This window comes from Klebsiella pasteurii, assembly GCF_018139045.1.
Taxonomy (GTDB): domain Bacteria; phylum Pseudomonadota; class Gammaproteobacteria; order Enterobacterales; family Enterobacteriaceae; genus Klebsiella; species Klebsiella grimontii.
This window is the reverse complement of record NZ_CP073236.1, coordinates 5085165-5100564: the sequence shown is the minus strand read 5'-3', so window position 1 is coordinate 5100564 and position 15400 is coordinate 5085165. Positions and strand designations below refer to the sequence as shown.

The following is a 15400-nucleotide window of genomic DNA, read 5'->3' as shown; positions in this document are numbered from 1 at the left end:
TTAAAAGCCCGGAGTTTTTGGCTCCGGGCAGCCGGTTAATCTTCCGCTTTATGGGCCCACGCGGGCATGGCGGTTAAATAACGCATCGCCCGCTTGCGTGATTCCACGGGCCCGACCTTCTGCCAGGAATCGAGGAACTCAGCCAGGCCGGAGACGGCATCTTCCCATGACTTAAGCTTCCCCTCGCTATCGCAGCACCAGGCGCAATAATCGTCGCTTGCGCTTTTCGCACCTTCGGCGGACATCGGCATTCCACAGGCCTGACAAAACCTTTCTTGCTGTGACATAGAGCGCTCCTTTCTTGCCAGTTGAGCATAAAAAATACCGCATTTTTTGCACAATAACGTACCGCCAGTTCAAATAACCGTAAATTAATGATGGTTATTGCAGCCGTAGAACCCCCGGCTTCCTGAACGCGTTCGACTACACTAAGCAGGGACAGATGTTTGACGCCGCTGGGTCTGCCGGGAGTATCAATCGATGGCAGCCCCCGCCGAGCCGGACGCATTCACTGCTAAAACAGATTAAGACAGGACGCAACCATGCAACTTAACGACCCTACCCTTTTTCGCCAGCAGGCAATGATTAATGGACGTTGGCGCGACGCCAGCAGCAAAGAGACCCTTGTGGTCACGAACCCCGCCAACGGCCAGCAGCTGGGCAGCGTGCCCAAAATGGGCGCCGGGGAAACCCATGAGGCTATCGATGCCGCCGCCCGCGCGCTGCCCGCATGGCGCGCCCTTACCGCCAAAGAACGCTCCAGCATCCTGCGCCGCTGGTTTGAGCTGATGATGGAACATCAGGACGATTTGGCGCGCCTGATGACGCTGGAACAGGGGAAACCGCTGGCGGAAGCAAAAGGTGAAATCAGCTACGCCGCCTCCTTTATCGAGTGGTTCGCGGAAGAGGGCAAACGCATCTACGGCGACACCATTCCCGGCCATCAGGCTGATAAGCGGCTGCTGGTGATTAAGCAGCCGATCGGCGTGACCGCCGCTATCACCCCGTGGAATTTCCCCTCGGCGATGATCACCCGCAAGGCGGGCCCGGCGCTGGCCGCTGGCTGCACGATGGTGCTCAAGCCCGCCAGCCAGACCCCGTTCTCCGCGCTGGCGCTGGCGGAGCTCGCCAACCGCGCCGGGATCCCCGAAGGGGTATTTAACGTCGTTACCGGTTCGGCCAGCGAGGTCGGCGGTGAGCTCACCGGCAACCCGTTAGTGCGCAAACTCTCCTTTACCGGCTCGACGGAAATTGGCCGCCAGCTGATGGAACAGTGCGCGAAAGATATCAAGAAGGTCTCGCTGGAGCTCGGCGGCAACGCGCCGTTTATCGTTTTTGACGACGCCGATCTGGATAAGGCCGTCGAAGGCGCGTTGGCCTCCAAGTTTCGTAATGCCGGACAGACCTGCGTCTGCGCCAATCGCCTGTACGTCCAGGATGGGGTTTACGATCGCTTCGCCGAAAAGCTTCAGCAGGCGGTCAGTAAGCTGCAAATTGGCGATGGTCTACAGCCGAATGTCACTATCGGGCCGCTGATTGACGAGAAAGCGATCGCTAAAGTGCAGGAGCATATCGCCGATGCGCTGGGCAAAGGCGCGCGGGTAGTAACCGGCGGGAAAGTCCATGAGCTGGGCGGTAATTTCTTTCAGCCAACGATTCTGGTGGATGTCCCCGGCGACGCCAAAGTGGCGAAAGAAGAGACCTTTGGCCCCCTCGCCCCGCTATTCCGCTTTAAAGATGAAGCGGATGTCATCGCTCAGGCCAACGACACCGAGTTCGGCCTCGCGGCCTATTTCTACGCCCGCGATCTGAGCCGCGTTTTTCGCGTCGGCGAGGCGCTGGAGTACGGCATTATCGGGATTAACACCGGCCTTATCTCTACCGAGGTCGCCCCGTTCGGCGGCGTGAAATCTTCCGGTCTCGGCCGCGAAGGTTCGAAGTATGGCATTGAGGATTACTTAGAAATCAAATATATGTGTATTGGTCTTTAGCCGATAAACGCGCCAGTCTCCGCTGGCGCGGATTTTTTAACGCTCGAGTACGGATCGGCAGGGAAATGTTGCCATGACGGCCGTTAGTTTGCCACCCGGGTCTCCCCCTATTTAACCGTAATCGTCCTTCTTTATGCTTAAGATCATGATAAAAGTATTATTGCCCGGAAGGAAAAGTTATCTCCCCTCAGTCCGGGGCATGTTCGACATAAGATTAATCGTAGGCTACAATAATCAACGCCAAGCTAAAGCTTAATTTTTGAATAGATTCATAGACATAAATGCAGCTCTAGAGAAGGACAGGACATCATTTTATTGACTATAAAACGAGCAAAAAGATGACGGATAGCACCATTAAAATTTACAACGCCCGCTATAGTAAGCTGATGAAGTTACTGGATTTTTTTGCCGTCAACCTGTTCATTTTCGCTTATTTAAAATACTTTTTCGTCGAACCCTCAACGGCCTCTCTGTTCCTGGGAATCATATATTCGCTGATTTTTATCCGGGCTAATGAACACTTTCAGTTATATTCCGGTCAGTTCAAGGGACAATATTTAAAAAAATTAACTAAATTGTTTTTCAGCGTCAGTATAAGCGGCTTGTTATCATTTTTATTATTCGTAAGCGCCGAACTATTGTTGAACAATCACGCCAGCACAAACGCGGTGCGCTTAGCTGAAATTATTGTGCTGTGTTCGATGGCCATATTTATTAGCATGTTTCTTATTCGCGTTATCACCAGCCGCTATTTTTTCAAATCCAGACTCAAGGTAGCTATTTTAGGCATAACGCCAGCCGGGCTGGCCATCGAGCAGGCGCTGTTTAAGGAGTATACCCACGACGGGATTGATATAACCTTCTTTGAGGATCGCGCCGTTCAGCGCGACAGTCGCCTGCTAAGCATTGAGAAAAAAGGCAACTCACGAGACCTGCTGGCGCTGGCGAAAGCCGGAGAAATCGATGAAGTCTATATTGCCCTGCCGATGGTCGCCCAGCAGCGTATTCGCCAGTTCTTGAATGAATTTTCCGACACCACCGTGGACGTATTCCTGGTGCCGGACCTCTTTTCCTACAGCTCACATATTTCTCAGCTGCGGATGTTCGGCAATATTCAGACAATCAGCATTTTTACATCGCCTTTCGAAGGTGAAGGCGCGGTACTCAAGCGTATTGAAGATATCGTGCTTGGCGCTTTTTTTACCCTGGTCAGCCTGCCGGTCATGCTGGCGGTGGCGATCGGCATTAAGCTAACTTCGCCGGGCCCGGTGCTGTTTAAACAAAACCGTTACGGCCTGAACGGTAAACAGATCCCCGTCTGGAAGTTCAGAACCATGCGCGTGATGGAAAACAGCGCGGTAGTGACCCAGGCGACGCGTAACGATCCGCGCATTACCCGCTTCGGCGCCTTTTTACGAAAAACCTCGCTTGATGAACTGCCGCAGTTTTTTAACGTGCTGCAGGGAACCATGTCGATTGTGGGTCCACGCCCTCACGCGGTCGCGCATAATGAGCAGTATCGCGTGCTGGTGGAAAATTACATGATCCGCCATAAAGTGAAGCCCGGCATTACCGGGCTGGCGCAAATACACGGTTTTCGCGGCGAAACCGACACGATTGATAAAATGGAAAAACGCATTCAGTACGATCTGGAATATATTCAGTCGTGGTCGCTGCTGCTGGACATCAAGATTGTGTTTTTAACGTTTTTCCGCGGATTTGTGGGGAAGAATGCGTTCTGAACTCACTTTTCTCGCAGGTTTGCTGGCGATGCCTTACGCATGGGCTGACCTGCAGGCAAAACCCCATACCGGTGTGGCTGGCATCGATTTCGAGAGCCAGGTGGGTTATGACGTCGGTTACAATGACAACGTGACCTGGCAACGCTACGGCGGGAATGAAATCGGCTCAGCTTATCAAGGTGTTAAGCCGATTTTTAAAGCCATCGGCGAGCGCTACGAGGACCGCTATTTACTGATGTACTCCGGCGATTACCGCCGCTACGCCAGCGATAGCGCAGATAACCGCGACAACCATTTTTTTATGTTTAACGGCAAGTGGCGCTTCGGCAGCATGCACGGGCTGTCGTTGGATCTCGATGAAACGTTCGGCCATGAAGAGCGCGGCCGCGATACCACCGAGGGTTTTCTCCCCGAGCAGTTTAAAGAATTTGGCATTAATCAGCCTATCGCCACGCGCTTCTTTAACAGCGAATTGCGTTATAGCTACGGCGCCCCGGAAGGGCGCGGCAAAGCAGAAGTTGCGCTAATGCATAAGCAGCTGCGCTTTCGCAATCTCGACAGCATTGAGGACGCCAGCGCCGACTTTCATTACTACATGCACGATCAGGAGTGGCATGAAAACAGCCTGGTCGCCGAACTTTTTGATCAAAAAGCCAAAACGCTGCGCTATCGCTACAGTTTTATTACCAACCAGCGTCGCTATGAGCTCAACCCGTTAAAAGACAGTAATGAATATTATCTGCTGGTCGGCATGAAAAATCGCCTTTCCGGCAAGACCGAGATCAACGGCAACGTCGCCTGGCTATATAAAGATTTCATCCATAACCCCGACTCACAGGGGTTCAACGGCCTGAACTGGGATATTAACGCCGACTGGAAACCGCTTGAACAGATAAAGCTCAACTTACACAGTTCACAACGAATAAAAGATCCCACCGACTCCGGCGGCTATATTCTGGTATCAAATTTCGGTGTGGGATATGAGCACCATTGGCTGGTCGACAGATTCTCCACTCTGGTTGATTACTCTTATATTACAGAGGATTACAAACACCAGACCAACGGACGCAAAGATCAATCAAATCTCGTGTCGCTCACCTTCAACTACGACTACCGTCCATCCGTTAATTTTCAGCTGAAGCTGCAATGGAACACGATGCATTCTAATAAAGAAAAAGATGCCTTTTATATTGGCCCGGATTATGACCATGAGGTCGAGCGCACGCTGGGCTACAACGACTCGGCCGTTATTTTTATGACGCAGGTACAAATATGATCCTTAACTATGGAAAACGGGTGATGGTTTCTCTTCTGGCGCTATGGCTGGCGGGCTGTTCAGCGCCGCCGCAGACGATCCGAACGCCGCCGGATGCCGTTTATCATCTGGACCAGGGGGATGAGATCAATATCGCGGTTTCCGGCGAGCAGGATCTCACTATGCGCGTAAAAATCGATAATAGCGGCAGCGTTGATTATCCTTATATAGGCTCCCTGATGCTGAAAGGAAAAACGCCGGAACAGGTCGGCAACGAAATTGCCGATAAGCTGCGCGGTAACTATCTACAGGCGCCCATGGTGACCGTGAGCATTGCCGAATACCGTAAAATTTATCTGTTAGGCGAAGTCAAAAAACCGGACGGTTACGCCTGGGAACCGGGCTTAACCGCTGAAAAAGCCATTGCGCTGGCCGGTGGATTTACCGATCGCGCCGATCGCCATGACATCCGCATTCGTCAGTTTCGCAGCGGTAAACTGCTGGAAAACGTCGCCGCCGACTCCTCCGTACAGGCTGGAGATACCATCATCATTGGCATGAGTTTCTTCTGATATGGCTATTTCATTAGTTGAAAATGGAAAAAAGAAAGAAGGCTTTATCGACTTCACGCCTTACTTCAACAAAATTAAGCACAAGCTGATCTGGTGCCTGGTGGTGGTCGTGGTGGCGGCAGCGGCGTCGTGGATCCTGACGCGCTTTATGTCATCCAGCTATACCGCAACCGCGACGGTGCTGTTTAAAGCGCAGTCGCAGGACGTCACTCCCCTGCCGCGGCTGGAAAACTACGATTCCACCCGCAGCGATTACTATGAAACCAAATACGCGCTGATGGGCTCCCGCGTGGTACTGGAAGCCGCGGTAAAAGCGCTAAAGCTGGATCAGGACCCGGAATTTAACGGCGGGGATAAGCTTGATGAGGCCGCGCGCGTCAATAATGCCGTGCGCGCCCTGCAAAAAAACCTGACCATCTCCGGCGTGCGCACCACGCAGTTGGTTTCCGTTTCGATGGAGGCAAAATCGCCGCAAAAAGCCGCCGATATCGCCAACGGCGTGGCGCAGGCGTTTATCGATTACAGCCTGGCGCAGAAGCAGAAAATCCTGCTCCAGGCCCAGGGCTGGAACGAAAAAATGATGGACGATCTGCGCAATAAGCTCGATCGCCAGAAAGCCGACATCGATGATTTTCTTAAAAAGAATGGCCTGCTGACCTTCCGCAGCATGGATGGCTACGAGACCGAGCAGTTGGGCATCGTGATTAACCATCTTGCCGACGCCACCCAGCGCCGTCTGAAAGCGCAAACGGTATGGGACAAAGTGCGCCGTCAGCAGGGGAAACCGCCGGAAGCGATCATCTCACTGCCGGAAATTTCCGGCCATCCGCAGATTCAGGATTTGCGCATCGCGCTAATCCAGACCCGGCGTAACCTATCGGAAGCGGCGAAACACTATGGCCCTAAGCATCCGAAATATCTTCAGGCTCAGGCCCAACTGCAGGTCGTGAACGGGCAGATAGGCCAGGTGTTGGGGGAACTGCTTAACGGCTTACGCCAGCAGTATCAGATTGCGCTGGACGATGAGCAGCACTATCAGAAGATGCTCAACGACCAGAAAGCCGGCTTTCAGGCGCTGGGCGCCAAGCGCGACAAATACAACACCATGATGACCGCGCTGAACAAAACTGAAGAGCTGTATAAATCGCTGTATCAGCGGGCGAATGAGCAGAAGCTCTCCGAGAGCTTTTCGGTTCCTGATGAAGTGATCTACGATGCCGCCGTGCCGCCAAATCTTCCCTCTAAACCGCAGCGCGGTCTGCTTATCGTGATGGCTACCCTGATGGCGCTCGCACTGTACATCATGTACCTGATAGTCAGCACCGCGCTCGATAAAACGGTGAACAGCATCAGCGAACTCAAAGCCAAAACGGGCCTTGATGGCAGCGGTGAGTTTCCGCTATTACCTCAGGTGAACAGCGCGCAGCTGACGTTCCAGAACCTGCTGTATGCCGATATGCTCCACAGCCTGCGCCTGGCGCTGCTCGGCCAGAATAATCATAGCGGGACGATACTGGTGACCTCGGCACAGGCCCATGCCGGCAGCAGCCTGATTGCCGAAATGCTGGCGTGGTCCGCCGCTAAGTCAGGCAAAACCTTACTTATCGATATAGATTATCTCGCAAGCGCAGGGCTCTCCGCGCGCTATCCTCAGCATAAAACAGGGTTCAGCGTGTGTCTTGATGACCGCTGCGCCACGTCGCAGGCGGTCGTCTCTCTGGCCGACAATCTTGATTTTATGCCGCGCGGCGAACTGAACGACTCGACGCTGCTGCTGTTCACCTCGCAACAGCTCCCGGCGCTGCTGACCACGCTGCGGCAGACCTACGATTATCTGATCATTGATGCGCCATCGCTCGGGCTGGCCCAGGACGCCCTGCTGCTGGCGCCGCACGTCGATATCAGCCTGCTGGTGGTCAACGCTGGCGAGCAGGCGTCGCGCATCCGCGATGCGCAAAATCGTCTGCAAGCCGCCGCGCCAACCCCTGTCGCCACCATGCTTAACCGGGTGCAAGAAGAGAACCTGGAGACGCAGGAGGGCAAACGCCTGCCCGAGCGCGGCATGGGCGAACTGATTTCACCGAAGTAGCGATTATGAACTTAATTAAGAGTATTTCTTCAATCGCCAGCTCCTCGGTCCTCTCGCAGGCGATCGGCGCCTTCTCTGTATGGCTGATTTCCCATCGCTACGGCATGGCGGAAGTCGGGCACTACGCGATGATCTACAGCAACGTGCTGATTGGCGCTCAGGTTTGCACTTTTGCGTCGCAGCTGCTGATCCCGCGCCAGGAAGAGCATGAACTGGGGCAGAACGTGGTATTTTGCCTGCTGCAAAGCCTGCTCCTGGCGCTCCCCTGGGCAGTGGTCACGGGACTGATGTTCCATCTCAATATTGTGTTTCTCTATCTGCTCACCTTCGGCTATGCACTGGTTTTGATCGCCGAGAACCTCTCGCTGCGCGGCGGTAACTATCCGTTCCTCACCTTTCAGCGCATCGCCGTATCGCTGGTGGTGGCAATAGCCCTGCTGGCGATGCCGAATACCACGCTGTTCTATATTGCCTGGATGGTGGGCATTTTGCTGCTGCTCAGCCTCTGCCTGCTGCGCTTGTTTCGCTTCAGCACCCTGACACCGGCACACTTTTCACCGCGGGCGAACGGTCTTTTCGCGCGCCAGCACTGGCAGCATCTCAGCCGCGTCGGTAGTGCGGAAGTGCTGGCGATGGCCAGCAACAATCTGCCGACAATGTTGATTAACGTCTGGTTTTCACCGCTGGTCGCGGGTTATTTCTCGGTGGTGAGCCGCTTCTGCTTATCACCGGTGATGATTGTCGGTAACGCGGTGCGCAATTCCATCTTTTCAAAATGGTCGATGGATTTTCGTAACAACACCTTTAACTATGCGGAATACAAAAAAATTCGCCTGCTGCTGATGGCCGCGGCGCTGATCTGTATCCTTGGGATCTGGATTTTCTATCCACTGGTCATGCGCCTGGGTTTCAGCCAGGAGTGGCTCAATTCGATCCCGACCTCACGCTATATGCTGCCTTATCTGTTCGCCGCCCTGGCCGTCAGTCCGCTGACCGTTATCGAGCTTATCTTTGGTTCTAAACGCTATTTTTTACGCATTCAGATAGAGCAGTTGCTGATCATTATCGTCGCTTTTATCGCTCTACCTGAATTGGGCCAAAGCTATGAAATTGCCCTGCTGACTTTCTCTGTTCTTACCAGCATTCGCTATCTGTTCATTCTGTTGAAAATGAATAAGCGGGCGCTGCAGCTCTCCCGGCAGGAGCAGAAAATATGCAGCTAAACACCGGTCGCTATCTGGAAATATTCGCGCTGACGACCATCGTCTTCTGCGGCACGGTGCAGTATTTCACCGGCGTTGTCGCCGTATTATGGCTTCCGTTTTTCATGGTGCTGGTCATGGTGGTTTTGTTGATGATGCAAAGCCGGCAGCAGCCTTTGGCGCTCAGCTCGCGCGAGAAGGTGGTGCTAGCGCTGTATCTGACCTTTATTATCCTCAGCCTCTGCGCCACCGTTTTACAATCCGGTATCGTCACCGCCATCGTCGGTTTTAAAAACGAACTGGCCTTGTCGCTGGTGATGTTTTGCATGCTGCTTGGTATGTTTCGCGAGTCGCAGCTGCATCGCCTGACTCAGCTTTTTTACTGGCTGTTCTACGTCCAGTTTCCGCTGGCTATCTATCAGGTGCTGGTGGTGGTGCCAAAACGCGTCGCCCTGCGCGGTGAGGATGAAAAATGGGATTCGGTGGTCGGCACGTTTGGCGGCGACCCGATGGGCGGCGGCAATACCGCGGCCATGGGGATGTTCTGCCTGCTGATTATGCTGTTGAAGGTGTCCGAATTTAAGCACGGTATTTGCTCGTTCAAGTCGATGGCGGCGCATATCGTGCTGGCCTTTTTCCTCTGCGTGGTCGGCGAGGTAAAATTCGTGATTCTGCTGTCGCCGTTCTTACTGGCGCTGCTGTGGATCATGCCCGCTTACGTCAGCGGCATCAGCAAAGTCACCCTGCGCTCGTTGATGATAATCGCCGCCGGAATGGTGGTGTTAATTTTTGCCGCTATCACCATTCTCGCCTCCAACTACTCGTCGGCCTTCGGCGGGGATCCGACCAAAAGCGCGCTCTCGGTATTTATCGATTCTCTCGGTTATATTTTTGATACTAACTACATTATGGAAAGCGGCGAGCTCGGCCGGTTTACTACTATTTTCTTCTGGCTTAAGCATAACGAACTTTTTGGCCCCGGCGGAATGCTATTTGGCTACGGCCTGAACGCGACCAACAGCGGCAGTACGGTCTCTCCAGGCTATATCGGCGCCTGGTATCATCTGATACTCGACTCCACCGCGCTAAGCATGATGCTGTGGGAAGTGGGTATTATCGGCGTGATCTTATTTATCGCCATGATTGCTTCTATTCTTATCGGCATGCGGCCCAAAGAGACCTTTTCCCGCTACGATCTTAAACATGAAGATTTACAGCTGCTCAGCTCCGCGCCTGCGTTTTACGTCTTTGCCATCGGCTGTTTACTCAGCCTTCCCTACAGTCAGATCCTGATGATCATTCCCATGCTACAGTTTTTATTATGGCTGGCCCTCGGGGCGCTCATTGTCATTCATCGTTCCGTTCGTCTGAACTCCGGTACCCAATATGAATAAAACGCCATCAATTACCGTCAGCATTAAAACCCTCAACGAAGCGCAGGGGATTGAAAAAACGATCGACAGCGTCCGCAAGCAATTGCAGCCTTATCCGCATCAAATTATCGTCGCCGATAGCCTCTCCACCGACAATACACGGGAGCTGGCCATCGCCAAAGATGCGATGGTGGTCTGCCTTGATAATGCGAAAGATCGCTGCTGCGGCGTAGGCCACCAGCTGGGCTGGTTATTCAGCGAAGGGGACTATCTGCTGCTGCTGGACGGCGATATGGAGCTGGAGCCAGGTTTTCTCGACACCGCCGTCGCCTTTCTCGAAGAACATCCCGAATACGCTGGCGTGGCGGGCAGCGTCGAGATGGATGATGCCGCTAACTATGAGTTTAAATCGCGCAAGCAGCGCCTGCATCTTATTTACCCGCAGGGGGATACCGACCACCTTGGCGGCGGCGGACTCTATCGCCGCTCGGCAATCGAGAAAATTGGCTATCTGACTAACCTTAATCTCCATGGCTATGAAGAAGCCGAATTGGGGATCCGCTTGCAGGCCGCGGGCTATAAACTCCACCGCCTCGCTGCGCCCTATTTTAGCCATGCTTCCTATACCATGCCGACATTTAAAATGTTGACCTATCGCTGGAAGAACGGTTTTTTATGGGCGCCCGGTGAGCTATTACGCAACTGCTGGGGGAAAAAGCATTTCCCTGCCGCGCTTAAGATTGTTCGCAACGAATTGATATTCACGCTGTATATCCTGGTATTGATTATTTGCCTGCTGTCGTTAAATCCCGGTTTGATTATTATCGCCCTGCTTCCACTGCTGGCGTTTATCGCCCTGAAGGCGATTAAAAATAAGTCGCTGCGGGACGGTGTACAGAGCGTTATCAACTTATCGTTATTTTCCGCAGGTATGGTGCGAGGCCTCATGAACTCCGTTCGCGATCCGATGAAACAACCCGCCGTGACCGTCTCCAACCAAAAACATATCCAGACAGAACATGAAAATATTATTCGTTAACAAATTCTTTTTTATTAAGGGCGGAGCGGAAACCGTATTTTTCCAGGAGCGAGACGCCATGCTGCAAGCGGGCTATCAGGTTGTCGACTTCAGCATGCAGCATGCAGAAAATAAACCCTCGCCCTGGGAAAGCTTCTTCGTACACAACGTGGACTACCATCAAAACCACGGGCTGACAGGCAAGCTCAAAGCGGGTATCGACTTTATCTACAATGCGGAGGCCTGCAACAAGCTCAATACGTTGCTGCTGGCGCAACGCCCGGATATTGTGCACTTTCATAATATTTACCACCAGCTGACGCCGGCGCTAATCGGCGTCGCCAAACGCTTTGGCTGTAAAACGGTGTTGACTGCGCACGATTATAAAATCGTTTGTCCATCGTACACCATGCTGCGCGATGGCCACGTCTGCGATGACTGTCTTACCGGTTCGGTGAGCAACGCCTTCCGCCATCGTTGCCAGCAGGGCGACACCTTTAAAAGCCTGCTGCTGTCGCTTGAGGCCTACTGGCAAAAGTTCGCGCAAAATTATGCCATGCTCGATTGCATCATCGCTCCCAGCGAATTTATGCGTCAGACGCTGCTGCGTAAATTACCCCGGTCGCGGATCGAGACGATCGTCAACGGTATTGATGCCAGCGCCACGATCCCGGGCGATACGGCGGGGGATTATTTCCTCTATATCGGCCGCTTGAGCCGTGAGAAAGGCGTCGCTACCCTGGCGCTGGCGCAGCAAAAAATGCAGCAGCCCATGCCGCTGAAAATCGTCGGCGATGGCCCTCTCGGCAACGACCTGCGCGCCCGCTTTAGCGGTCCGGAATTTCTCGGCTATATGCGCCACGGAGAAGCGCTCAACGCGTTGATTCGCGGCGCGCGGGCGGTGATCGTCCCTTCCGAATATTATGAAAACTGCTCGATGTCGGTACTGGAGGCGATGGCGTTCGGTCGCCCCGTCGTCGGCGGCAATATCGGCGGCATTCCTGAGCAAATCCGCGATGGCATTGATGGTTATCTGGTGGAACCCGGGGATGCCGACGCGCTGGCGCGCATCATGGATAACCTGGCAGCCAATCCGCAGCAGGCGCGGGAAATGGGCATCAACGCGCGCCAGCGTTTAGAGGATAAATACGATCTCGCCCAGCATATGCAGGTTCTGCAGGAACTCTATCAGCAGCTCGTGGGGGAAGCGAAATGAAGCTCAAAGTGACGGTGCTTGGCACCCGCGGTATTCCGAATGTACAGGGCGGCGTTGAGACCCATTGCCAGAATCTCTATCCGGAAATCTATCAACAGAATCACGCCGATATCTGCGTCATTGCCCGCTCACCGTACGTTGACTACCGCCGTAGCGAATATAAAGGCGTGCGGTTAAAAAGCCTGTGGGCGCCTAAAAGCCGCAAGTTCGAAGCCATTATTCACTCAACGCTGGCCGCCTTCAGCACCCTGTTTGACGGCTCAAATGTGGTTCACGTTCATGCGGTCGGCCCTGGACTGGTGGTCCCGCTGCTGCGCCTGCTCGGCAAGCGCGTCGTTTTTACCCACCACGGCCCGGACTACGATCGCCAGAAGTGGGGCAAAATGGCGAAAGAGATGCTGCGTCTTGGTGAGAAATGGGCGGTGAAATATGCCAATGAGGTTATTGTTATCTCGGAAGTGATTAATACGCTCATTAAGACCAAACACGGCCGTACCAACGCTAACGTGATCTATAACGGCGTGCGCCAACCGCCGCTTCCCGCCGAAGAAACGCGACAGGCCACGCTGAATCAGTATTCGCTGAAAGCCGGGCAATACATTGTCGCCGTCGCCCGTTTTGTCGAAGAAAAAGGGCTGCACGATCTGCTTGCCGCCTACAAAGCCTCGAACTGTTCGCTGCCGCTGGTGCTGATTGGCGATGCCGACCATCCTGATGAGTACAGCGAGCGGCTGAAGAAGCAGGCTGCCGCTACCCCGGGAACGATCATGACCGGTTTTATTAGCGGCGATCCGCTGCATACCCTGTTCTCACAGGCCGGGCTTTTTGTTCTACCGTCTTACCATGAAGGGCTGCCTATTGCCCTGCTGGAGGCCATGTCCTGGTCCTTACCGGTTATCGTCAGCGATATCCCCGCCAACCTGGAGATCGACCTGCCTGCGGAAGTTTATTTTCCGACGGGCAATGTCGCCGCGCTGGCGCAAAAGCTCCAGTCCTGGCGCGGTGATGAAGCCGCGGATTACAGCCAGTTAATGGCCAAATACCGCTGGCCGGACATTGCAGCGAAAACGTCTCAGGTCTATCAGCGATTAACGAATAAGAGTCAACCGTGACAAAATCAACATCCGACCTGGTCATCGAGCGCTTTTATTCCGCGCTTGACCCGGAAACAGAAGCCTCGTTAACGCCGGAGCAAAAGCGCGGTATTGAACAGGCGCTGGTGAGAGCGAGCCTGGCTTCCCGCCATCGCATCGATTTTCGCCACAGTTTTCCTTTTCTGCATCGCCGCTATTTCGTGGTCTTTTTATGCGGTCGCGATCTGCGCAAAATCCCGCGGGAAAGTACGCTGCTCGGGCGTCTATTTTCCACTCTGGCGATTACGTTTGCCGTGCTGTTCGCGATTCTTGCGGTGCTACTGGCGCTCTATATGCTGAAATCCGCGCTGGGAATCGATGTGTTTAAGAACTTCCACGTCGGTATCTGGACATGGTTTGTGAACCTCCACGACAAAGTGAATTAACGATGAGCTCTTTTTCACCGCGCCGCGCCGCGCTCTTTTTGGCGCTACTGCTGGCCGGAATCATTCCGTCTGCAGCGGTACTGGCTGAACGCACGATTATCACCCCACCGGCCTTTACCGGTCTGTTAACAAACCCAGGGATCGGCGTGGCCAGTTTCCACGATGGTTATGGCCAGAAACCCTCTCTGCAAGAGTATCCGGACACCGGGTTTGAATACGATCGCTTTTACTGGAGCGATCTGGAGCCCGAGGAAGGCGTCTATAATTTTGCGCCGATCGATCATGCCTTCAGCGTTGCCGCCCAGCATCAGCCGGCGATGAACGTCGGATTGCGTTTTATGGCGCTCGATGAACCGCAATCGGGCTCGAAAATCCCCGCCTGGCTTATTGAAAAAGGCATTCAGGGACAATGGGTCGAAAACGGTAAAACCTTTGTGCCGGACCTCAGCGATCCAACCTTTATCGCCTATGCGCAAAAACTGCTGAATGCCCTCGGCGCGCATTATGACGGTAATCCGGAGCTCGCATTTGTCGATATCGGTATGGTGGGTTCGTGGGGAGAATGGCACAACTCCAATTTCCCTGACGTGGCGCCATTGCGCGAGAAATACACCTCTGAGCAGCTCAATCGCTACGTTGATATGCACTTCAGCAGTTTCCCTAAAACGCCCAAAATCATGTTGATCAGCGGCGGCGACTCGCTGGCCTGGGCCAGCCAAAAAGGCGCCGGATGGCGCGCGGATTGCTGGGGAGACTGGCATAACTTTTCCACATCCTGGAGCCACATGCGCGATGACTATCCTCAACGTCTGGCCGCCGCGCAGGCGGCGTGGGGCGGTTTTAATGACGGCTGGCAGCACGCCCCCGTGAGCCTCGAGATTTGCGGCTATATGGCAGAGTGGGAAAGCGTGCAGCATTACACTCGTGAAGAGGTCCAGGCAAGCTTCGACTGGGCATTAGCGCAACACGCCAGTACCCTGAATCTGAAATCGCGGCCGGTGCCGGCGGCGTATCGCGATATCGTTGATAATGCGTTACTACGCATCGGCTATCGCTACCGGGTGAGCCAGCTGGAATTTGATACGCCCGTACGTAGCGGCATGCCGCTTACGCTGAATGTCACCTGGCGTAACGACGGCGTCGCCCCGGCCTATCTCCCCTGGCTTGTGCAATGGCGGATAGTCAATGCGGCGGGCGATACCATTACGCAAATCAAAACGGCGGATGACGTTCGCCAGTGGTTGCCTGGAGCTCATCAAAGCCGCGCTACGCTAGCGCTGCCTACTGGGCTCCCTGACGGTCAATATCGCCTGCAAACGGCCCTGACCAATCAGCAGGGGCAACCGCGTATTCAACTCGCTAACGAAGGTCAAACCGGTGATGGATGGTATTCACTGGCTTCGTTTAACCTTAAGGAATAACC

At 54.0% G+C, this 15400-nt stretch carries 13 protein-coding genes; 12 read left to right on the top strand and 1 reads right to left on the bottom strand.

Annotated elements, in window-relative coordinates; genetic code table 11:
• Positions 1-35 precede the first annotated feature (35 nt).
• A complete protein-coding gene (locus tag KCG39_RS23890; protein WP_232391403.1) occupies positions 36-245 on the bottom strand; it encodes a hypothetical protein in 210 nt (69 codons plus the stop codon).
• Positions 246-542: 297 nt separating this feature from the next.
• On the opposite strand from KCG39_RS23890, the gene gabD reads away from it, so the two are divergent.
• The 12 genes from gabD (at position 543) to KCG39_RS23830 (ending at position 15398) form a co-directional block, all read left to right on the top strand.
• A complete protein-coding gene (gene gabD, locus KCG39_RS23885) occupies positions 543-1991 on the top strand; it encodes an NADP-dependent succinate-semialdehyde dehydrogenase (RefSeq protein ID WP_004129222.1) in 1449 nt (482 codons plus the stop codon).
• 338 nt (positions 1992-2329) lie between these two features.
• Complete coding sequence (locus KCG39_RS23880) at positions 2330-3733, top strand: undecaprenyl-phosphate glucose phosphotransferase (RefSeq protein ID WP_004129221.1); 1404 nt, start codon at positions 2330-2332, stop codon at positions 3731-3733.
• Entirely contained in the window at positions 3723-5009 is a 1287-nt protein-coding gene (locus KCG39_RS23875; RefSeq protein WP_049115084.1) for an outer membrane beta-barrel protein, read from the top strand. Before KCG39_RS23880 ends, KCG39_RS23875 begins: the two co-directional genes overlap by 11 nt.
• Positions 5006-5560: a polysaccharide biosynthesis/export family protein gene (locus KCG39_RS23870; RefSeq protein WP_004129216.1), complete on the top strand. Its 555-nt coding sequence runs from the start codon at positions 5006-5008 to the stop codon at positions 5558-5560. Before KCG39_RS23875 ends, KCG39_RS23870 begins: the two co-directional genes overlap by 4 nt.
• 1 nt (position 5561) lies before the next feature.
• On the top strand, positions 5562-7649 hold the full coding sequence (locus KCG39_RS23865) for a GumC family protein (protein ID WP_142446301.1): 2088 nt from the start codon (positions 5562-5564) through the stop codon (positions 7647-7649).
• A 5-nt stretch (positions 7650-7654) separates the two neighbouring features.
• Entirely contained in the window at positions 7655-8872 is a 1218-nt protein-coding gene (locus KCG39_RS23860; RefSeq protein WP_004129214.1) for a polysaccharide biosynthesis protein, read from the top strand.
• Positions 8863-10245, top strand: a complete 1383-nt coding sequence (locus KCG39_RS23855; protein WP_087828268.1) for a capsular biosynthesis protein — start codon at positions 8863-8865, stop codon at positions 10243-10245. Before KCG39_RS23860 ends, KCG39_RS23855 begins: the two co-directional genes overlap by 10 nt.
• Entirely contained in the window at positions 10238-11263 is a 1026-nt protein-coding gene (locus KCG39_RS23850) for a glycosyltransferase family 2 protein (protein ID WP_142446302.1), read from the top strand. Before KCG39_RS23855 ends, KCG39_RS23850 begins: the two co-directional genes overlap by 8 nt.
• A complete protein-coding gene (locus tag KCG39_RS23845; RefSeq protein ID WP_142446303.1) occupies positions 11244-12458 on the top strand; it encodes a glycosyltransferase family 4 protein in 1215 nt (404 codons plus the stop codon). Before KCG39_RS23850 ends, KCG39_RS23845 begins: the two co-directional genes overlap by 20 nt.
• The gene (locus KCG39_RS23840) at positions 12455-13570 is read left to right on the top strand and encodes a glycosyltransferase family 4 protein (protein ID WP_004129209.1); all 1116 of its coding nucleotides are present in this window, start codon (positions 12455-12457) and stop codon (positions 13568-13570) included. Before KCG39_RS23845 ends, KCG39_RS23840 begins: the two co-directional genes overlap by 4 nt.
• Positions 13567-13977, top strand: coding sequence for a hypothetical protein (locus KCG39_RS23835; RefSeq protein WP_004129207.1), 411 nt, complete (start codon positions 13567-13569; stop codon positions 13975-13977). The genes KCG39_RS23840 and KCG39_RS23835 overlap by 4 nt, the downstream gene beginning before the upstream one ends.
• Before the next feature lie 2 nt (positions 13978-13979).
• Positions 13980-15398: a DUF4832 domain-containing protein gene (locus KCG39_RS23830; protein WP_112165907.1), complete on the top strand. Its 1419-nt coding sequence runs from the start codon at positions 13980-13982 to the stop codon at positions 15396-15398.
• Positions 15399-15400 lie beyond the last annotated feature (2 nt).

Excerpts from the sequence above, each read along its gene's own strand:
- KCG39_RS23890 (WP_232391403.1), bottom strand. The coding sequence starts at position 245 with ATGTCCGCCGAAGGTGCGAAAAGCGCAAGCGACGATTATTGCGCCTGG.
- gabD (WP_004129222.1), top strand. The coding sequence starts at position 543 with ATGCAACTTAACGACCCTACCCTTTTTCGCCAGCAGGCAATGATTAAT.
- KCG39_RS23880 (WP_004129221.1), top strand. The coding sequence starts at position 2,330 with ATGACGGATAGCACCATTAAAATTTACAACGCCCGCTATAGTAAGCTG.
- KCG39_RS23875 (WP_049115084.1), top strand. The coding sequence starts at position 3,723 with ATGCGTTCTGAACTCACTTTTCTCGCAGGTTTGCTGGCGATGCCTTAC.
- KCG39_RS23870 (WP_004129216.1), top strand. The coding sequence starts at position 5,006 with ATGATCCTTAACTATGGAAAACGGGTGATGGTTTCTCTTCTGGCGCTA.
- KCG39_RS23865 (WP_142446301.1), top strand. The coding sequence starts at position 5,562 with ATGGCTATTTCATTAGTTGAAAATGGAAAAAAGAAAGAAGGCTTTATC.
- KCG39_RS23860 (WP_004129214.1), top strand. The coding sequence starts at position 7,655 with ATGAACTTAATTAAGAGTATTTCTTCAATCGCCAGCTCCTCGGTCCTC.
- KCG39_RS23855 (WP_087828268.1), top strand. The coding sequence starts at position 8,863 with ATGCAGCTAAACACCGGTCGCTATCTGGAAATATTCGCGCTGACGACC.
- KCG39_RS23850 (WP_142446302.1), top strand. The coding sequence starts at position 10,238 with ATGAATAAAACGCCATCAATTACCGTCAGCATTAAAACCCTCAACGAA.
- KCG39_RS23845 (WP_142446303.1), top strand. The coding sequence starts at position 11,244 with ATGAAAATATTATTCGTTAACAAATTCTTTTTTATTAAGGGCGGAGCG.
- KCG39_RS23840 (WP_004129209.1), top strand. The coding sequence starts at position 12,455 with ATGAAGCTCAAAGTGACGGTGCTTGGCACCCGCGGTATTCCGAATGTA.
- KCG39_RS23830 (WP_112165907.1), top strand. The coding sequence starts at position 13,980 with ATGAGCTCTTTTTCACCGCGCCGCGCCGCGCTCTTTTTGGCGCTACTG.